Genomic DNA, 19,728 nt, shown 5'->3' on the forward strand with positions numbered 1-19,728 from the left:
CGAGACCGAGCTGGGCTGGTCCCCCGAACGCTCCGACCTCCCCACCATGATCCAGGACGCCTGGAAATGGTTCCAGTCACAAGGGTACAGGGGCTAAGGCTCTTTTTCCGACCCGGACGGGCCCCGGTGGGCCCTCCGGCTGCACTGGCGCCGCGCACGGCTTCTGGCCCGGGCGCTGCGCAAGCGAGGCGAGTTGCGGCCGGTCGCGGACCGCACCGCCGCGATCCTCGCCTTCGCCTGCCTCCGGAACGAGGCCGAGCGTCTGCCCTATTTCCTCGACCATCACCGGCGGCTTGGCGTCAGCCAGTTCCTGATCGTCGACAATGCCAGCACCGACGCCACGCCGCGGCTTCTGGCCGACGCCGCCGACGTGTCGGTCTGGCGCAGCGAGGCGTCCTATCGCGCGGCGCACTTCGGCATGGACCGGCTGACCTGGTTCCTGACCCGCCACGGGGCGGGGCACTGGTGCCTGACGCTCGATGCCGACGAAGTGCTGGTCCTTCCGCGCCTTGACAGCCTTGGCCTGCGCGCGCTGATCGCCTGGCTCGACGCCCGCCGCATCCCGAAGCTGGCCGCGCTGATGCTGGAGCTTTACCCCGAAGGCTCGCGGTCCTCGGCCCGCCGTGCGCCCGGGGCCGATCCGCTGGACGTGCTGCCGCTGTTCGATGCCGAGGGCTGTCTCTGGGACCGCCAGCGCCGCTATGCCGGGATCTCGATCCTCCGGGGCGTCCGGCGGCGGGCCTTCCTCGCCGACGCGCCCGAGCGCGCCGCATCTGCACAAGATGCCGCTGATTCTCTGGAGGCGCGGCCATGTCGGTGTCAGCTCGACCCGCATCGCCTTGCCGCGCCGCCTGAATGCGGGCTTCGATGCGCGGCGGGACGCGCCCAGCGGCGCGCTTCTGCACAGCAAGTTCCTGGACCTCGCGCTGGCGGAATTGGCCGAGGCAAGGTCTGTTGTCGGCATTTCGCCCATCCCGGCCGCTATGGCGCCCATTACGACGCGATCCGTGCCGACCCGATTCGGGCCGATGCCGGGTCCGTGCGGTTCCGCAACTGGTGTCAGTTGCAGGCGCTGGGGCTGATCGCGGGCGGGAATTGGGCGCCGCCGGGTGCGCTTTAAGAAAGGTCTGGGCGGTTTCCATTGGGCCCGATCCGACGGGGACCGGCAGGAGGCCGCTTGGGCGCCATCTCCATATATCGGCTCAGGCTCGAACGCGAGCTCTGGAAACTGCGGGCACGGCGCGCGCGGTGCCAGTTGCGGTCTGCCGCCGACCGGACGGTGCAGATCCGCCCCCGGCGCGCTTCTGGCCTGTGTCTGCCTGCGCAACGAGGCGGTGCGGCTTCCCTATTTCCTGACCTGTTACCGTCGGCTTGGCATCGACCACTTCGCGATCATCGATACAGGGTCCGGAGACGGGTCGCGGGCATTGTTGCGGGACCAGCCGATGTGTCGCTCTGGACCACCGGGGCAAGCTACCGGCAGGCGCATTTCGGTATCGACTGGCTGAACGGGCTGCTGAGCCGCTGCGGGCACGGCCATTGGGCGCTGACCGTCGATGTGGACGCGTTTCCGGTCTATCCCCATTGCGATACGCGGCCTCTGCGGGCGCTGACCGACGGGTTCGACTGCGCGCGGGGGCCGGTCCTTCGGGGCGATGCTGGTCGACACCTATCCGAAGGGGCCGATCGGCGCCGCGCGCGATCACGCCGGGCGGGACCCGTTCGAGATCGCCTGCTGGTTCGACAGCGGCAGCTACAGATTCCGGAAGGACTCCACCTATCGCAATCTGTGGATTCAGGGCGGCCCGCGCGCCCGCGCTGAACAAGATCCCGCTGGTGCGCTGGCGCCGCCCCTATGCCTATACCAGCTCGACCCACCGGCTGCTGCCGCGCGGGCCGAACCTCGTCCAGGACGAGACCGGCGGCGAAAAGGCCTGCGGCGCGCTGCTGCACGCGACGTTTCTGGATGTTTCGCCGTCAAGGCCGCCGAAGAGGCCGAGCGCCGACAGCACTATGCCGGCGGCCGCGAATACCGCGCCGACCGCACCGGTCTGGATCGGGGGCAGAGCCTTGGTGCGACGGGTCCGAGACATATGCAGGCTGGCGCCAGCTGGACCTGCCGGGACTGATTTCGCAGGGCAACTGGGCATGAGCGTCGGCTTTGTCATGATCGTGCATACCGCGCTCGACCGGGCCGCCGCCGTGGCGCGGCACTGGGCCGAGGCCGGGTGCCCGAGGCCGAGGTCGTGGCCATGCGACAGGCGCTGGCCGGGCTGGCCAATGTGCGCTTCTGCGCCCGCCACCGCTGCGAATGGGGCACCTGGGCCATCGTGCGGGCCACGCTGGCGGCGGTCGAGCTGGCGCTGGCCGCCTTTCCCGAGATCGGCCATGTCTATCTGGCATCGGGCGCCTGCCTGCCGCTGCGCCCTGCGCCCTGCGGCCGACCTGACCGCCTGTCTCGCCGCGCTCGCCGCGCGGCCCGAGACCGACGTCTTCGAATCCGTTACCGCCGACGAGGCCCCCTGGGCGATGGGCGGGCTTAGCACCGAGCGCCTTTCCTTGAGCTTTCCCTTCGCCTGGAAACGGCATCGCCGGGTGTTCGACTGCCACGTCGCGCTGCCGCGGCGGCTGGGGGGCGCCGCCCTCCCGCCGGGGCCGAGCCGCATCCGGGCTCGCAATGGTGGTGCCTGACCCGGCGCACGCTGACCGCGATCCTGACCGATCCGGTCCGGCGCCGGATCGATCGCTATTTCGGCCGGGTCTGGATCCCGGACGAAAGCTATCTCCAGAGGCTGATGCGCCGCCACGGCCGCCGGGTCGAAAGCCGGTCGCAGACGCTGTCGCGGTTCAACCGGCAGGGGCGGCCCTTCGTCTTCTACGACGATCACCTGCAGCTTTTGCGTCGGTCGGACTGTTTCGTCGCCCGCAGGATCTGGCCCGGGGCGGACTGGCTTTACGATACCTTCCTCGATCCGGGTCTGCCGTCGCGCGGGGCGGCCGAGCCCGATCCGGCGCGGCTCGACCGGATGCTGACGGCGGCGGATGACCGGCGCGTGCGGGGGGCGGCCCGGGCTTGTCATGCAAAGCCGCCTGCCCAGCCCGGACTGGGCCCATGCCACGACATGCGCACCGTTTTCCGTCCTGCAGGGCTTTGACGATTTTTTCGAAGATCTCGCGCCCTGGTTCGAACGCCATGCCGGGGCCCGCGCGCATGGGCACCTGTTCGCGCCGGAACGGGACGAATTCGCGGGCGGCGGGGCGTCCTTTTCGGGCGGAATCTCCGATGCGGCAGCGCGGCGCGACTACGATCCGGCCGGCTTTCTGCGCAACCTGATCTGGGACGGACGCGGCGAATGCCAGTGCTTCATGTTCGGACCGGCCGACCGGCAAGAGATCGCCTGGCCTCTGGCCATCGACCGCAATGCTCATATCGCGGTGGCGACCGGGGCCTGGGCGGTGCCGCTTTTTCGGTCGGGTCAGGACGTCGCGGTGCTGCGCAAGCGCGCGGCCGAGCAGCAGAGGATCGAGGCCGCCTTTCTCGATATCCTCCGCGCGCCCCAGGTGCGGGCGCGGTTCGGTCCCGCGGAATTCGCCGACCGGATCGATCGGCTGGCCGCCTTCCGGGCGCAGCTGACGCGCAGGCTGCAGGTTGCGGGCCAGACCCCGTTCCGGATCGGCTATGGCCAGATCGGCGATCTCGAGGTGCTGAACGGCCTGCCGACCTTCCTGGAAACCGACGCCCGGCTGGACGCCGCGCCCCCCTGGCTGAAAAAGCAGAACCCCGGGCCGCTTTCGGCGCGGGTCGAGAATTTCGATGAGATGACGCGCGCGCTGGCCGATCCCGACCCTTGCGCGCTGTTCGATGGAAACCTCTTCGAGCCGGGGCACGGTCCTGCCCTGCGGCGCCATGTGGCTGCGCCCCGAAGCCCGCTTCTGTCCCTTCCGGTGCCGGGCGGGCCGGTGGCAGAGATCGAGGCCTGGCTGGCCGCGCCGGACGGGCTCGGCCCCGAGGCGCTGCGGCGGGGCTTTACCCGCAAGACGCTGGACGACTGGCTGCGGCGCCATCCGGGCCATCGCAGCTTTACCGTGATCGGCCATCCGCAGGAGCGGGCGCATCGCGCCTTTTGCCGCCATGTCCTGCCGGTCGGTCCGGACAGCTTCCCGCGGCTATGCCGGGCGCTGCGCGAGCTTTACGGGGTGCCGCTGCCCGAGGGCGGACCCGGCGGGCCGGGCTATGATGCGGCTGCGCACCGGGCGGCGTTTCTTGGGTTTCTGACCTTCCTCAAGGGCCAGCTTGGCGGCCAGAGCGCGCTGCGCGTCGATCCGTCCTGGGCGTCGCAATCGGTTCTGCCGGAGGGCATGGCGCAATCGCTGCTGCCCGACCGGATCATCCACGCCGGGACGCTGGGCTGCGATCGGCCGAGCTTGCCGCAAGTCTCGGGCAAGCGGCCCCGGCGCTGCCCGATCCGGCGCCGGTCGGGCCGGTTCCCCTAGCCGCGATCCATGTCGCGGACCTGAACGCGGCGGCGGCCGAAGCCCGCCGCCGCGATTTCCTGAGATTCGGCTTTGGGGGCTGGCCCGGCCAGGTCAGGCCGCCTGCGACGCCGCCGCCTCGGTCAGCACCGCATGCAGCGTGGCCGGGTCGGTATTGGCGCGCAGCTTGGCGCAGACGGTGCCGTCGCGCAGCGTGCGCGACACCAGCGCCAGCGCCTTCAGGTGATCGACGCCGGAATCGAGCGGCGCGAACAGCGCGAAGATCAGATCGACCGGCTGGCGGTCGACCGCCCCGAAATCGATCGCTTTTTCCAGCCGGATGAAGGCGCCCCGGACCCGGTCGATGCCGGACAGCCGGGCATGGGGCAGGGCCACGCCCTGTCCCACCCCGGTCGGCCCGAGGCTCTCGCGTTCCTGCAGGGCGTCGACGGCGGTGCCCGAGGGCAGCGCATAGGCGGCGTGGGCGACCTCGCCAAGCTCCTGGAACAGGCGTTTCTTGCTGGACATGGTGCCGAAGACGCGAACGGCTTCCGGCGTGATGAGCGTGGATAGCTGCATAGGCCTCTCGCTTCGGACGCGCCGCGCCCGGATAACGGACGCGGCAGTGTCAGCTGCGGGTCAGGGTTCGATCCAGCCCACGTTCCCGTCTTCGCGGGCATACACGACGTTGATGTTGCCGGTCTTCTCGTTCCGGAACACCAGGAGGGCCGCGCCCTTCAGCTCCATCTGCATGACCGCCTCACCGACCGAGATCGACGGAATCTGGGTTTCCATCTCGGCGATGATCATCGGCTGCAGGTTGTCGGACTCGTCATTTTCGTCCGTCGCTGCGAGGATATACGCCGAACCGCCGGAAAGTTCCACCGGTTCCGAACGATCGCGGTGATGGTCCTTCAGCCGACGCTTGTGGCGGCGCAGCTGTTTTTCCATCTTGTCGCAGCAGCTGTCGAAAGCGGCGTAGATCTCGGTGGCATGGGCGCTCGCCTGAGCGGTCAGGCCGGTCGACAGGTGCACCGTCGCCTCGCAGACATATTGATGCGCGTTCCGCGAGAACACCACGTTGGCATCGGTCGGCCGGTCGGCATACTTCGAGACGGCAGCGCTCAGCTCGTCCTTGACATGGGTCTGCAGAGCCTCGCCGATGTCGATCTGTTTGCCGCTGATCTGGTACAGCATTGTTCCTCCTGAGATTGCCTGCAGGCGCAGGGTTGCACTCCGTTAAGGCCGGGGCGCGGCGGGGTCAACGGCAACAAGGAAGCGTATCCCTGTCTGCGGCCCTTTTGGCGCGGGCGTCGGATGGATGGCGGACGGGGCAGGCATCGCGCGTATTTGGCGACAGGTCCCCCCGCCATGTCAACGCCCTCGCCGCGCTGCGCTGCGGCAGCGCCGGTCCGCGCGACCGGCCCGAAAGCTGACGCGACGGGCGGCCATGGCAGCGACTTGGCGGCGGTCCTGCCGGTCGGTTCGGCAAAACCCGGCCAAGGTCGCGGAAAAGGCGGGAAGAAGACGGCCTGCATGCCCGGGCCTCAGGTGATCCGGAAGCTCTGGCCAAGGTAGACCCGGCGCACGTTCTCGTCGCGGATCACCTCCTGGGTGGTGCCGCTCATCAGCACCTTGCCGTCGTGCAGGATATAGGCGCGATCAACGATCTCCAGCGTTTCGCGGACATTGTGATCGGTGATAAGCACCCCGATTCCCCGGGTCTTGAGGTCGGCGACCAGGTTGCGAATCTCGCCCACGGCAATCGGATCGACGCCGGCGAAGGGCTCGTCGAGCAGGAGGTAGCGGGGATTGGCCGCGAGGCAGCGCGCGATCTCGACCCGGCGCCGTTCCCCGCCCGACAGCGACAGGGCGAGCGCGCGGCGCAGATGTTCGATGGAAAATTCCGACAGCAGTTCTTCGAGCCGCTCGCGGCGCTTGTGGCGGTCGGGCTCGACGATTTCGAGCACCGCCTTGATGTTGTCCTCGACATCGAGCCCGCGGAAGATCGAGACCTCCTGCGGCAGATAACCGATGCCCAGCCGGGCGCGGCGATACATCGGCAGCGTGGTCACGTCGCGGCCGTCCAGCAGGACCTTGCCGCCCTCGGGGGTCAGCAGACCGGCGACGGCATAGAAGCAGGTGGTCTTGCCCGATCCGTTCGGGCCGAGCAGCGCGACCACCTCGCCCCGGTCGAGGCTGAGGCTGACATCGCGGATCACGGGTCGGCGGCGATAGCTCTTGCGCAGGTCGACGACCCGCAGCCCGCCGCCGGGCTCTGCGAAACCAAAGGCTGCGGCACCGTCCGCCATCACGGCTTGTCCGAGGCCGGGGTCAGCACGGTCCGCACGCGACCCTCCATCGCGCCGGTGCCGCGGTTCAGATCGACCTCCAGCCGCTGTCCCTCGACGGCGTTGTCGCCCTGGGTCAGCAGCACGTCGCCGGTCATGACGATGGTGGCGGTGTCGATGCTGTAGACGGCCTCCTGCGCCTGGGCCGCGTCCTCGCCCAGCACCAGAACCACCGAGCCAGAGGCTTCGAGCCGCGAGATCTTGCCGCTGCCTGCGCCGCCCGAGCCGTAGACCACAAGCACCCGCGCGGCCGAAAGGCGCAGCGTGCCCTGCCCCACGACGACATCGCCGCTGAAGACGGCAGTGCCGTCGCCCTGATCGACGCTGAGGCTTTCGGCCGTGACCTCGACGGGCAGCGACGCATCGTGATCGAGCGACCCGAAGGCGATCTGGGCGCCCTGCGCCCAGGCGGCCACCGGAACAGCCAAGACCAGCGCAAGCGCCGCCAGACGACCGCGTATCGACACGACCGGACCCTTTCCCCTAATGCTCGGGCTCATATATCAGCCTCACGCCGTCCTTGAAAACCAGAAGATACCTGCCCTTGTCCGCGGGGTCGGCGCTAAGCGTCATGCTGCCTGCCTCGATCCGGCCGGGCGGTCCGTTGGCGGTGACCGGGCCGTCCGCCTCGACATTGGTGTCCGCGAAGGCCGACCGCAGGCGGTCGGTCTCGATGGTGTAGCCGGTCGAGGTCGAGATCCGCGCGTCGCCCTCCAGTACCGCCACCTGATCCGAGGTGTCGATCGACCCGGTATCGGCCTCGATCTCGGCCGAACTGCCATCGGGCAGGGTCAGCCGTGCCTGCATCGCCTGGGCCTCGCCGCGGCCGGGCCGGTCTGGGTCCGACCGGGCCGAGTCGGCCCGCATCGAGATCGCGGTGCCGTCGCGGGTGACACCGGCATAGTTGGGCGCGCCCAGCCGCTGCTGGCGCAGCAGGTCGTCGATCTCGACCTTGGCATAGGGCAGGCCGTCGCCGGTGCCGGCGCTGCCATGGTCGCGCGAAATCAGGAACAGGGTCGACAACAGCCCCAGCGCGGCCAGCGGAAACACGATCTTGGCCGCTGCGATGAACCGGGAATAGGCGTTGTCATAGGACCGCATATGTCATGCGACCCCGGCGCGCAGGCAGTCGTGGATATGCAGGATGCCGACGGGGCGACCGGTCTCGACCGCAAAAAGACAGGTGATCTTGCGGTCGTTCATCACCGCGACCGCCTTTTCGGCCAGCACGTCGGGGGCGATGGTCAGCGGGTTCGCGGTCATCACCTCCTCGACGCTGCGCTCCAGCAGGCCCGTCATGTGGCGGCGCAGGTCGCCATCGGTGACGATCCCGGCCAGCCGTCCGTCGATGTCGGTCACGCCGACGACGCCAAAGCTCTTGCGGCTCATCACGATCAGCGCCTCGGCCATCGCGGTGCCCACCGGCACCAGCGGGATGTCCTCGCCCGAATGCATCAGGTCCGCGACGGTCGACAGCCGCGCCCCCAGCTTGCCGCCGGGGTGGAATTCGCGGAAATGCTCGGGGGTGAACTGGCGGTGCTCCATCAGCGCCACGGCCAGCGCATCGCCCAGTGCAAGCGTCATCGTGGTCGAGGTGGTGGGCGCCAGCCCCATCGGGCAGGCCTCGTCGGCGGGCGGCAGCACCAGCGCCACGTCGGCCTGGCGCAAAAGCGTGCTGCCCGGCTTGCCCGCGACGCCGATCAGCGGAATCCCGAAGCGGCGGGTATAGGCGACGATATCGGCCAGCTCGGGCGTCTCGCCGGAATTCGACAGCACGAGGCAGACATCGCCCCGCGCCACCATGCCCAGATCGCCATGGCTGGCTTCGGCGGGGTGGACGAAATGCGCGGGCGTGCCGGTCGAGGCGAAGGTCGCCGCGATCTTGCGCGCGACATGGCCCGACTTGCCCATGCCCGAGACGATGACCCGTCCGGTGGCGCCAAGGATGGTTTCGACCGCGCGGGTGAAGTCCTGGTCGAGGCTCTCGGCCAGGCGATGGACGGCGTCGGCCTCGATCCGCAGAACGCGGCGGCCGATGGACAGGCAGGTTTCGGGCGTCATGGTCTCAGTGTGCGAAGATGTCGGTCTCGGGCCAACCGGAAAGATCGAGCCGGGCCCGGGTCGGCAGGAAATCGAAGCAGGCCTGGGCCATCTCGCTGCGGCCCTCGCGGGCCAGCATGCCGTCCAGGGTCTCTTTCAGCCGGTGCAGGTACAGCACGTCCGAGGCGGCATAGTCGAGTTGTGCCGGGCTCAGCGACGCGGCGCCCCAGTCCGAGCTTTGCTGCTGTTTCGAGATGTCGATGTCCAGCAGTTCCTGCAGCAGGTATTTCAGCCCATGCCGGTCGGTATAGGTGCGCACCAGCTTCGAGGCGATCTTGGTGCAATAGACCGGCGCGGTGGTCACGCCGAACGTGTGCTGCAAAATCGCGATGTCGAATCGGCCGAAATGGAAAAGTTTCAGCGTTTTCGGATCGGCCAGCATCCGGGTCAGGTTCGGGGCCTCGGTCTGGCCCTGCGCGATCTGCACCATATGCGCGTCGCCGTCGCCCGACGACATCTGCACCAGGCACAGCCGGTCGCGATGCGGGTTCAGCCCCATCGTCTCGCAGTCGATGGCCACCACGGGCCCGAGATCGAGACCGTCGGGCAAGTCTTTGGAATGTAGGTAATTCGCCACGTCTTCCCCTGACTTTAGGGGATGATTCCCCGGCTTTTGGGGTTGGTGCCCAGGAGAGGACTCGAACCTCCACGTCCTTGCGAACACTAGCACCTGAAGCTAGCGCGTCTACCAATTCCGCCACCTGGGCAGGTGTCGTGAGGCGGTGATCTATAGGTGGCCGCAGACGGTGTCAACGGCGATTTTTGCCTCGCGATACGATCTCTTGCTTGGGGCGCCCGGCCCCTATATTCGGTTGCATACCATCATATGCCAAGGAGGCGTCTCTCCATGTCCAAGCTGGTCACCATCTTCGGCGGGTCGGGATTTGTCGGCCGCTACGTCGCGCGGCGCATGGCCCGCGCGGGCTGGCGGGTACGCGTGGCGGTGCGGCGTCCGAACGAGGCGCTGTTCGTGCGCACTTATGGCGCGGTGGGGCAGGTCGAACCCGTGCTGTGCAATGTCCGCGACCGCGACTCGGTCCGGCTGGCGCTGCAGGGGGCCGAGGCGGCGGTGAACTGCGTCGGCATCCTTGCCGAATCGGGGCGCAACACCTTCGGGCTGGTGCAGCATTACGGCGCGCTTCACATCGCCGAAGAGGCACGGGCCGCCGGGGTGACGCGGCTGGTGCAGATCTCGGCGATCGGTGCCGATATCGAGTCGGACAGCGCCTATTCCGAAACCAAGGGGCGCGGCGAGGCGGCGGTGCGCGAGAGCTTTCCCGACGCGGTGATCCTGCGGCCTTCGCTGGTGTTCGGTCCCGAGGATCAGTTCTTCAACCGCTTCGCGCAGATGGCGCGGTTCTCGCCGGTTCTGCCGGTGGTCGGCTATTTCACCCGGTTCCAGCCGGTCTATGTCGACGACGTTGCCGCCGCTGCGGCGAAAGCCGCGATGGGCGAGGCCGCGCCGGGCATCTACGAACTGGGCGGCCCCGAGGTGCGGAGCTTCGGCGAACTGATGGAAGAGATGCTTGAAGTGATCGGCCGTCCGAACCGGATCGTGCTGCCGCTGCCGCTGGCGCTGGGTGCCGCGATGGGGACGGTCTTCGATCTGGTGCAGTCGCTGTCGCTGGGGATTCTGGACAACAAGGTCGTGACCCGCGACCAGGTCCGCAATCTCGGGCGCGACAATGTCGTGGGCGAGGGCATGCCGGGGCTGGCCGAACTGGGCATCCAGCCCACCGCGATGGAGGCGGTGTTGCCGGAATATCTGTGGCGCTACCGCCCCGCGGGTCAGTTCTACGAAATCCGCGAGGCGGCCAAGCGGCTGCGTCCCTGATCAGGTATAGGCGATCCACAGCAGGACGAGGCCGAGGATCACCCGGTAGACCACATAGGGCGTGAAGCTGATCGACCGGGCCAGCCGCATCATCACGGCCAGCGCGATCAGCGCCGAGACGAAGGTAAAGCCCGCGGCGATGGCGCCGTCGCGCAGCACCGCCATGTCGGCCTCGGCCGCGGCCTTGCCGCCGACCAGCACCGCCGAGGCCAGGATCGTCGGGATCGACATCAGCATCGACAGCCGCGCGGCGCCGACCCGGTCATAGCCCAGCATCCGCGCCCCGGTGATGGTGATGCCCGACCGCGAGGTGCCGGGGATCAGCGCGACCACCTGCCACAGGCCCAGGATGATGGCGTGTTTCAGCGTCCAGGTATTGGCCTTGCGGGTCTCGGGAAAGCGGGTGTCGGCGACCCACAGAACGAGGCCGAAGATCAGCATGGTCCAGCCGATCACCGCGATGCTGCGCATCATGTCCTCAAGCCCGGTCAGTTCCAGCACCAGCCCGACCGCCATCACCGGAATGGTGGCCACGATCAGGCACAGCGCCAGAAAGGCGCCGGGCGTGTCGATCTTGCCGCGCGCGACCCGGGTCAGGCCGCCCAGGGCCAGCATCGCATCCTTCCGGAAGTAAAGAACGACCGCCGCGAGCGTGCCGACATGCACCGCCACGTCGATGATATGGCCCTGGTCGGCCATGCCGGTCAGGCCCGGCAGCAGAATCAGGTGGCCCGAAGAGGAAATCGGAAGAAACTCGGTGATGCCCTGGATCACCGCGATCAGAAACAGGTGGAAAAGCGTCATGGGATGGCCCGGAGGTTCAGGATGGCGCCCAGCATAGGGACGTGATTCGGAAAGGGAAGACTCCGCTATAGGGAATGCGTGCTGACCTAAAAAAGCGGTTTGCCGCAGAGCTGGCGGAGATGGGGGCGAAATTTCTTGCAAATAAGACAGCATTGCTGACTTTTAATGGACGAGCTTCCTTCGTATAGAAGCGTCCCGAAGGTCCCGACCCATCCTGGAAGGAAAGGCAATGGCGCAGCAAAAGATGCTTCAGTTCGTCCGCGTGGCGAAAGAGACGCCGGAGAAACGCGAGGCCGGTGACCGCGCGAAGGATTTCGACGAAATCTACGCCGAATTCGCGGCCGAGAAGGCCGCCGAGCAGGCCTCGCGCTGCAGCCAGTGCGGCGTGCCGTTCTGTCAGTCGCACTGTCCGTTGCACAACAACATCCCCGACTGGCTGCGGCTGACCGCCGAGGGCCGTCTGGAAGAGGCCTATGCGATGAGCCAGGCCACCAACACCTTCCCCGAGATCTGCGGGCGGATCTGTCCGCAGGACCGGCTGTGCGAAGGCAATTGCGTGATCGAGCAGTCCGGCCACGGCACCGTGACCATCGGCGCGGTCGAGAAGTACATCACCGACACCGCCTGGGACGAAGGCTGGGTGCCGCCGATCGCGCCTGCCGAAGACCGCAGCGAAAGCGTGGGCATCATCGGCGCGGGCCCGGGCGGGCTGGCGGCGGCCGACCGGCTTAGGCGCGCGGGCCTTCAGGTGACCGTCTATGACCGGCACGACCGGGCGGGCGGGCTGCTGACTTATGGCATTCCCGGCTTCAAGCTGGAAAAGGACATCGTCATGCGCCGCGTGGCGCAGCTGGAACAGGGCGGTGTCGAGTTCGTGCTGAACTGCAATGTCGGCACCGATATCAGCTTCGACGCGATCCGCGGCAAGCATGACGCGGTGCTGATCGCGACCGGTGTCTACAAGGGCCGCGACCTGACCGGCCCCGGCGCGGGCGCCCAGGGCATCGTTGCCGCGCTGGATTACCTGACCGCCTCGAACCGGGTCAGCTTTGGCGACGAGGTGCCGGAATACCTGTCGGGCGAGTTGAACGCCGAGGGCAAGCGGGTGATCGTGGTCGGCGGCGGCGATACCGCCATGGACTGCGTGCGCACCGCGATCCGGCAGGGCGCGGTCAGCGTCAAATGCCTTTACCGCCGCGACCGCGCCAACATGCCGGGCTCGCAGCGCGAGGTTCAGAATGCCGAAGAGGAGGGCGTCGATTTCGTCTGGCTCTCGGCGCCGAAGGGCTTTGCCGGCGATCCGGTGACCTCGGTCATGGTGCAGAAGATGCGGCTTGGCCCGCCGGATGCCTCTGGGCGGCAATCGCCCGAGGTGATCGAGGGCGCCGATTATGTCGAGCCTGCCGATCTGGTCATCAAGGCGCTGGGCTTCGAGCCCGAGGACCTGCCCGCGCTTTGGGGCGAGGACGCGCTGGAAGTGACCCGCTGGGGCACCGTGAAGGCCGATTTCCGCAGCCACGAGACCTCGCTGCCGGGCGTCTTCGCGGTCGGCGACATCGTGCGCGGCGCAAGCCTTGTCGTCTGGGCGATCCGCGACGGGCGCGAGGCGGCTGACAGCATTCTCGACTTCCTGGCGCAGCCCGCCCAGGTCGCCGCGGAATAGGGGGCCAGCCGATGTCGGACACCACTCTGAAGGGGCACTGTCTCTGCGGCGCCGTCACGGTCGAGATCGAACCGGCGCAGCAGGTGCTTGGCGCCTGCCATTGCGGGATGTGCCGCAAATGGACCTCGGGGCCGCTGATGGCAGTCCATACCACGCAGCCGATCCGGGCCGAGGGTCCGGTCAAGACCTATGCCTCGTCGCAATGGGCCGAGCGCGCCTTCTGCTCGGACTGCGGCTCGTCGCTCTGGTACGCCTTCACCGCCGAAGGCGCGCACAAGGGGCATTGCTTCGTGTCGGCCGGGCTGTTCGAGGGCACCCGCGACCTGCCGCTGAGCTCGGAGGTCTATATCGACAGCAAACCCGGCGGCTATGCCTTCGCCGGCGATCACGTGCGGTTGACCGAGGCCCAGATGATGGCCGCCGCCGCAGACGGAATGAGCATGGGCTCGACGGGCTCCGAAGGAGAACAGAAATGACCAAATACGATGCCGCCTGGGTCGCCCGGGAAGAAGCCAAGCGGGCTTTCGTGGCCGAACACGGTCTTTACAGCCCCGAAGACGAACATTCGTCCTGTGGCGTGGGTCTGGTCGTTGCCATCGACGGCAAGCCCTCGCGCAAGGTCGTCGAGAACGGGATCGACGCGCTGAAGGCGGTCTGGCACCGCGGCGCGGTCGATGCCGACGGCAAGACCGGCGACGGCGCGGGCATCCATGTGCAGATCCCGGTGCCGTTCTTCTACGACCAGATCCGCCGCACCGGCCACGAGCCCCATGCCGACCGTCTGATCGCCGTGGGCCAGGTCTTCCTGCCGCGCACCGATTTCAGCGCGCAGGAGGTCTGCCGGACCATCGTCGAGACCGAAGTCCTGCGCATGGGCTACTATATCTACGGCTGGCGCCACGTTCCGGTGAATATCGACGTCCTGGGCGAGAAGGCCAACGCGACCCGGCCCGAGATCGAACAGATCCTGATCTCGAATTCCAAGGATGTCGATGAAGAGACCTTCGAGCGCGAGCTTTACGTGATCCGCCGCAGGATCGAGAAGGCCGCCGCCGCCGCCCAGGTGCCCTCGCTCTATATCTGTTCGCTGAGCTGCCGGTCGCTGATCTACAAGGGCATGATGCTGGCCGAGCAGGTCGCCGAATTCTATCCCGACCTCAAGGACGACCGGTTCGAATCGGCCTTTGCGATCTATCACCAGCGCTATTCGACCAACACCTTCCCGCAATGGTGGCTGGCCCAGCCGTTCCGCATGCTGGCCCATAACGGCGAGATCAACACCCTGAAGGGCAACCTCAACTGGCTGAAAAGCCACGAGATCCGGATGGCGTCCTCGGCCTTCGGCGAGCTTGCCGAAGACATCAAGCCGATCGTGGCGCAAGGGTCTTCGGACTCGGCCGCGCTCGATTCCGTGTTCGAGGTTCTGGTTCGTGCGGGCCGCAACGCGCCGATGGCCAAGACCATGCTGGTGCCCGAGGCCTGGTCGCAGCAGACGGTCGAGCTGAAACAGTCCTGGCGCGACATGTATGCCTATGTGAACTCGGTGATGGAGCCCTGGGACGGTCCGGCCGCCCTGGCCATGACCGACGGCCGCTGGGTCTGTGCCGGTCTCGACCGGAACGGCCTGCGCCCGATGCGCTATGTCGTCACCGGCGACGGCCTGCTGATCGCCGGGTCCGAAAGCGGCATGGTCCCGACCGAAGAGGCCACCGTCCGCGAGAAGGGTGCGCTGGGCCCGGGGCAGATGATCGCGGTCGACATGACCGAGGGCAAGCTGCTGCGCGACAGCGAAATCAAGGACATGATGGCGGCCACCCAACCGTTTGGCGAATGGCTCGACAAGGTGACCGAGATCGACGAGGTGCTGACCGCGGTGTCCGAAAAGCCGCTGTTCGACGGGGCGGACCTGCGCCGGCGGCAGATCTCGGCGGGCTACACCATCGAGGAAATCGAATCGATCCTGATGCCGATGGCCGAGGACGGCAAGGAGGCGCTGGCCTCGATGGGCGATGACACGCCCTCGGCGGTCCTGTCCGAGAAGTACCGCCCGCTCAGCCATTTCTTCCGGCAGAACTTCAGCCAGGTGACGAATCCGCCGATCGACAGTCTGCGCGAATACCGGGTGATGAGCCTGAAGACGCGCTTCGGCAACCTGCGCAACGTGCTTGACGAGGATGGCAGCCAGACCCGGATCGTGATCCTGGAAAGCCCGTTCCTCGGCAATGCCCAGTTCGACGAGCTGGTGAAGCACTTCTCGGTGCCGATGGCCGAGATCGACTGCACCTTCCCGCCGGGCGCGGGACCCGAGGCGCTGCGCCTCGGGCTGCAACGCATCCGCAACGAGGCCGAGGACGCGGTGCGCTCGGGCGCGGGCCATATCGTGCTGACCGACCATCACCAGGGCGAGGACAAGGTCGCGATGCCGATGATCCTCGCGACTTCGGCCGTGCATAGCTGGCTGACCCGCAAGGGGCTCCGGACCTTCTGCTCGCTGAACGTGCGGTCTGCCGAATGCGTCGATCCGCATTACTTCGCGGTGCTGATCGGTTGCGGCGCCACCACGGTGAACGCCTATCTGGCCGAGGACACGCTGGCCGACCGCATCAAGCGCGGCCTGCTGGATTGCAGCCTGACCGAGGCCGTCGGCCATTACCGCAAGGCCATCGATCTGGGCCTTTTGAAGATCATGTCCAAGATGGGCATCTCGGTGATCTCGTCCTATCGCGGCGGGCTCAATTTCGAGGCCGTGGGGCTGTCGCGCGCGATGTGCGCCGAGTATTTCCCGGGCATGCACAGCCGCATTTCCGGCATCGGCGTCACCGGCATCCAGCGCAAGCTGGAAGAGGTGCACCGGCTGGGCTGGAAGGGCGGCCAGGATGTGCTGCCGATCGGCGGTTTCTACAAGGCCCGCCGCACCGGCGAACGTCACGCCTGGGAAGCCAGCAACATGCACATGCTGCAACAGGCCTGCAACACGGCGTCTTTCGAGGTGTGGAAGCAGTATTCGGCCGCGATGCGCTCGACCCCGCCGATCCATCTGCGCGATCTGCTCGACATCAAGTCGCTGGGCAAGCCGGTGCCGCTGGACGAGGTCGAATCGATCACCTCGATCCGCAAGCGCTTCGTGACGCCCGGCATGTCGCTGGGGGCGCTCAGCCCCGAGGCGCACAAGACGCTGAATGTCGCGATGAACCGGATCGGCGCCAAGTCCGACTCGGGCGAGGGCGGCGAGGACCCGGCGCATTTCTATCCGGAACCCAACGGCGACAACCCCTCGGCCAAGATCAAGCAGGTGGCTTCGGGCCGCTTCGGTGTCACCGCCGAATACCTGAACCACTGCGAAGAGCTTGAGATCAAGGTGGCCCAGGGCGCCAAGCCCGGCGAGGGCGGCCAGCTTCCGGGGATGAAGGTCACCGACCTGATCGCGCGTCTGCGGCATTCGACCAAGGGCGTGACCCTGATCTCGCCGCCGCCGCATCATGACATCTACTCGATCGAGGACCTGGCGCAGCTGATCTACGATCTCAAGCAGATCAACCCGCGCTGCAAGGTGACGGTCAAGCTGGTGGCCTCGTCGGGCGTCGGCACCATCGCCGCCGGTGTGGCCAAGGCCAAGGCCGACGTGATCCTGATCTCGGGCCATAACGGCGGCACCGGCGCCTCGCCCGCGACCTCGATCAAATATGCCGGTCTTCCGTGGGAGATGGGCCTGACCGAGGCGCATCAGGTTCTGTCGATGAACAACCTGCGCGAGCGGGTGACGCTTCGGACCGATGGCGGGCTGCGCACCGGGCGCGACATCGTCATGGCGGCGATGATGGGGGCCGAGGAATATGGCATCGGCACCGCCGCGCTGATCGCCATGGGCTGCATCATGGTCCGCCAGTGCCAGTCGAACACCTGCCCGGTGGGCGTCTGCACCCAGGACGAAAAGCTGCGTGGCAAGTTCACCGGCAATGCCGACAAGGTGGTCAACCTCATCACCTTCTACGCCCAGGAAGTGCGCGAGCTGCTCAGCCAGATCGGCGCGCGGTCCATGGACGAGATCATCGGCCGGTCGGACCTGCTGACCCAGATCAGCCGGGGCTCTGCCCACCTCGACGACCTCGACCTGAACCCGCTGCTGATCCAGGTCGATGCCAACGACCGCCCGACCCTCGACCGCAGCCGGCCGCGGACCGAGGTGCCGGATGCGCTCGACGCCGAGATCCTGCGCGATGCCGCCCCGTTCTTCGAGGATGGCGAGAAGATGCAGGTCAGCTATGCGGTGCGGAACACCCACCGGACCATCGGCACCCGGGTGTCCAGCCACATCGTCCAGCGCTTCGGCATGCGCAACAAGCTGCAGCCCGACCATCTGACCGTGAAACTTGCGGGCAGTGCCGGGCAGTCGCTGGGGGCGTTCGGGGCGCCGGGGCTGAAGATCATCGTCGCGGGCGATGCCAACGACTATGTCGGCAAGGGTCTGTCGGGCGCGATCATCGTGGTGCGTCCGCCGCTCAGCTCGCCGCTGGTGGCCTCCGAGAACACCATCATCGGCAATACCGTGCTGTACGGGGCGACCGACGGGCATCTCTTTGCGCTGGGCCGGGCGGGCGAACGCTTTGCCGTGCGGAACTCGGGCGCCAAGGTGGTGGTCGAGGGCTGCGGCTCGAACGGGTGCGAATACATGACCGGCGGGATTGCCGTGATCCTCGGCACCATCGGCGCCAACTTCGGCGCGGGCATGACCGGCGGCATGGCCTATCTCTACGATCCCGAGGGCGAGGCGTCGCTGAAGATCAACCCCGAGACGCTGATCACCTGCAAGGTCGCGGTCCAGCACTGGGAGGCCGAGCTGAAAGGCCTGATCTCGCGCCATGCCGAAGAGACCGGCAGCCCCAAGGCGCGTGATATCCTCGCCCATTGGGAGCTGGAAAAGGGCAACTTCCTGCAGGTCTGCCCGCGCGAGATGCTGCCGCACCTGACCCATCCGCTGGGCAACGAAGAACGCGCGGTTCCGGCGGAATAAAGCCTGTTTGAGCCTGAAGATGAGGACCCCCGCCGCCGAAAGGTGCGCGGGGGTCACTCGTTTTTGATCCCGCGACGGGTTTCTCGGCAGGCCTCGCGGCCCCACCTCCTTTGGTAATTGAAACTGTAAAAGGAGGTTGAAATGGCCGATCTGATTGCCGTGGCCTTCGACGATGAAAGCAAGGCCTTCGACATGCGGGGCGAACTGGTCCGGATGCAGAAGGATTACCTGCTCGACATGGAGGACGTGGTCGTCGTGACCCGCAACGACGAGGGCAAGGTGAAGCTGCACCAGGCGGTGAACCTGACCGCGGCGGGCGCCGTGGGCGGGTCGTTCTGGGGGCTTCTGATCGGGCTTCTGTTCCTCAACCCGCTCCTGGGGCTCGCGGTGGGCGCGGGCGCAGGCGCCATCGGCGGCGCGCTCAGCGACATCGGAATCGACGACGATTTCATGAAGGAGCTGGGCGAGAAACTGACCCCCGGCAGTTCGGCGCTGTTCGTCCTGGTGCGCAAGGCGACCGGTGACCGCGTGATCGAGCGTCTGCGCGAGGTCGATGCCGAGGGCCGCATCCTGCGCACCTCGCTGTCGAAGGAAGACGAGGCAACGCTGCGCGAGGTGCTTGAGCGGACCCGCGACAAGGTGGCCTGACCCCGGGGCTCTCGTCGCCGCGGCGCCCCGGCAACGACGGGCCTTGCGGGGCGGTGGCCAAGCGCTGCGGGCTCGGCTATCACGCGGGCATGGCAAAGGCGACGAAGAGCACCGGAAAGAAGACTGCGCGGCGCGCGCCGAAGGTTGCGGCCTCCCCCCTGCCGCTGGCCCGGCGCCTGCGCCGCACGGCCCGGCGCGGGGCCCTTGCGGGTCTCGCGCTCGTGGCCCTCGGGCTGGTCGCGCCAAGCCTCATCAACCCGCCAACCACCCCCACCATGATGTCCGAACGCATGCGCCTGGGCGAGATCGACCAGCAATGGGCACGGATGCGCGACATCGCGCCGGTGATGCAGCGCGCGGCGGTGGCCGCCGAAGACGCGAATTTCTGCCTGCATTGGGGGTTCGACATGGGCGCGATCCGCGGCGCGCTTGAGGCCGGTGGCAGCTATGGCGCCTCGACCATCAGCCAGCAGACCGTCAAGAACGTCTATCTCTGGCAGGGCCGCAGCTGGCCGCGCAAGGCGCTCGAGGCGGTGCTGACGCCGCTGGTCGAACTGACCTGGTCCAAGCGTCGTATCCTCGAGGTCTATCTGAACGTGGCCGAGTTCGGCGAGGGCGTCTTTGGCATCGACGCCGCCGCCTGGCATTATTACGGCATCCCGCCCGCCAGGCTGACCCCGGCCCAGGCCGCGCGGCTGGCGGTGTTGCTGCCCAACCCGAAAGAGCGCGATCCCGCGCATCTGTCGCCGACGCTTCGGCGCCGGGCCGCGCAGGTCGAGGAGGGCGCCGCCACGATCCGGGCCGATGGCCGGTCGAACTGTTTCGAGAGTTGAAAATCGGGGGC

Annotated in this window: 16 protein-coding genes, 1 tRNA gene and 2 pseudogenes; 10 read left to right on the forward strand and 9 right to left on the reverse strand. The window is 67.6% G+C overall.

Features of this window, described 5'->3' with window-relative positions; all coding sequences use genetic code 11:
* The first annotated feature begins 193 nt into the window (after positions 1-193).
* The 4 genes and pseudogenes from EV657_RS10400 to EV657_RS22860 all read left to right on the forward strand — a co-directional run.
* Positions 194-1,120, forward strand: a complete 927-nt coding sequence (locus EV657_RS10400; protein ID WP_166673688.1) for a glycosyltransferase family 2 protein — start codon at positions 194-196, stop codon at positions 1,118-1,120.
* A gap of 214 nt (positions 1,121-1,334) precedes the next feature.
* A pseudogene (locus EV657_RS22715) lies at positions 1,335-1,555 on the forward strand (glycosyltransferase family 2 protein); the annotation flags it as partial.
* A gap of 100 nt (positions 1,556-1,655) precedes the next feature.
* Positions 1,656-2,129, forward strand: a complete 474-nt coding sequence (locus EV657_RS22720) for a hypothetical protein (RefSeq protein WP_425057253.1) — start codon at positions 1,656-1,658, stop codon at positions 2,127-2,129.
* A 19-nt stretch (positions 2,130-2,148) separates the two neighbouring features.
* Positions 2,149-3,786: pseudogene (locus EV657_RS22860) on the forward strand (DUF5927 domain-containing protein); the annotation flags it as partial.
* Positions 3,787-4,587: 801 nt separating this feature from the next.
* Here EV657_RS22860 and EV657_RS10425 read toward each other — a convergent pair.
* From EV657_RS10425 to EV657_RS10460, 8 genes are all read right to left on the reverse strand, one after another.
* On the reverse strand, positions 4,588-5,052 hold the full coding sequence (locus tag EV657_RS10425) for a PTS sugar transporter subunit IIA (RefSeq protein WP_075783941.1): 465 nt from the start codon (positions 5,050-5,052) through the stop codon (positions 4,588-4,590).
* 60 nt (positions 5,053-5,112) lie between these two features.
* On the reverse strand, positions 5,113-5,670 hold the full coding sequence (gene hpf, locus EV657_RS10430) for a ribosome hibernation-promoting factor, HPF/YfiA family (RefSeq protein WP_075783940.1): 558 nt from the start codon (positions 5,668-5,670) through the stop codon (positions 5,113-5,115).
* Between the two features lie 350 nt (positions 5,671-6,020).
* Entirely contained in the window at positions 6,021-6,785 is a 765-nt protein-coding gene (lptB, locus tag EV657_RS10435; protein ID WP_134077846.1) for an LPS export ABC transporter ATP-binding protein, read from the reverse strand.
* Positions 6,785-7,285, reverse strand: a complete 501-nt coding sequence (lptA, locus tag EV657_RS10440) for a lipopolysaccharide transport periplasmic protein LptA (protein WP_371412555.1) — start codon at positions 7,283-7,285, stop codon at positions 6,785-6,787. Before lptA ends, lptB begins: the two co-directional genes overlap by 1 nt.
* A 22-nt stretch (positions 7,286-7,307) precedes the next feature.
* Positions 7,308-7,925: an LPS export ABC transporter periplasmic protein LptC gene (gene lptC / locus EV657_RS10445; RefSeq protein ID WP_113669107.1), complete on the reverse strand. Its 618-nt coding sequence runs from the start codon at positions 7,923-7,925 to the stop codon at positions 7,308-7,310.
* 3 nt (positions 7,926-7,928) lie between these two features.
* Complete coding sequence (locus tag EV657_RS10450; RefSeq protein WP_113669108.1) at positions 7,929-8,885, reverse strand: KpsF/GutQ family sugar-phosphate isomerase; 957 nt, start codon at positions 8,883-8,885, stop codon at positions 7,929-7,931.
* A gap of 4 nt (positions 8,886-8,889) precedes the next feature.
* A complete protein-coding gene (locus EV657_RS10455; protein WP_113669109.1) occupies positions 8,890-9,501 on the reverse strand; it encodes a ribonuclease D in 612 nt (203 codons plus the stop codon).
* Positions 9,502-9,544: 43 nt separating this feature from the next.
* Positions 9,545-9,631, reverse strand: a tRNA-Leu gene (locus tag EV657_RS10460).
* A 140-nt stretch (positions 9,632-9,771) separates the two neighbouring features.
* Here EV657_RS10460 and EV657_RS10465 point away from each other — a divergent pair.
* On the forward strand, positions 9,772-10,758 hold the full coding sequence (locus EV657_RS10465) for a complex I NDUFA9 subunit family protein (protein WP_134077847.1): 987 nt from the start codon (positions 9,772-9,774) through the stop codon (positions 10,756-10,758).
* Here EV657_RS10465 and EV657_RS10470 read toward each other — a convergent pair whose 3' ends face one another.
* A complete protein-coding gene (locus EV657_RS10470; RefSeq protein WP_075783933.1) occupies positions 10,759-11,562 on the reverse strand; it encodes an undecaprenyl-diphosphate phosphatase in 804 nt (267 codons plus the stop codon).
* A gap of 229 nt (positions 11,563-11,791) precedes the next feature.
* Here EV657_RS10470 and EV657_RS10475 point away from each other — a divergent pair, with 229 nt between their 5' ends.
* The 5 genes from EV657_RS10475 to mtgA all read left to right on the forward strand — a co-directional run bounded on the left by EV657_RS10475 (position 11,792) and on the right by mtgA (position 19,717).
* Positions 11,792-13,225 carry an NAD(P)-dependent oxidoreductase gene (locus EV657_RS10475; RefSeq protein ID WP_113669111.1) on the forward strand — a complete coding sequence of 478 codons (1,434 nt, stop codon included), beginning with the start codon at positions 11,792-11,794 and terminating at the stop codon, positions 13,223-13,225.
* Between the two features lie 11 nt (positions 13,226-13,236).
* Positions 13,237-13,701, forward strand: a complete 465-nt coding sequence (locus EV657_RS10480; RefSeq protein WP_208323253.1) for a GFA family protein — start codon at positions 13,237-13,239, stop codon at positions 13,699-13,701.
* Positions 13,698-18,236: a glutamate synthase large subunit gene (gltB, locus tag EV657_RS10485; RefSeq protein ID WP_113669112.1), complete on the forward strand. Its 4,539-nt coding sequence runs from the start codon at positions 13,698-13,700 to the stop codon at positions 18,234-18,236. Before EV657_RS10480 ends, gltB begins: the two co-directional genes overlap by 4 nt.
* Before the next feature lie 141 nt (positions 18,237-18,377).
* The gene (locus tag EV657_RS10490; protein WP_108028683.1) at positions 18,378-18,884 is read left to right on the forward strand and encodes a DUF1269 domain-containing protein; all 507 of its coding nucleotides are present in this window, start codon (positions 18,378-18,380) and stop codon (positions 18,882-18,884) included.
* An 89-nt stretch (positions 18,885-18,973) separates the two neighbouring features.
* Entirely contained in the window at positions 18,974-19,717 is a 744-nt protein-coding gene (mtgA, locus tag EV657_RS10495; protein WP_113669224.1) for a monofunctional biosynthetic peptidoglycan transglycosylase, read from the forward strand.
* Positions 19,718-19,728: the final 11 nt, after the last annotated feature.

Source organism: Rhodovulum visakhapatnamense (assembly GCF_004365965.1).
In the GTDB taxonomy this organism is placed as follows: Bacteria; Pseudomonadota; Alphaproteobacteria; order Rhodobacterales; family Rhodobacteraceae; genus Rhodovulum; species Rhodovulum visakhapatnamense.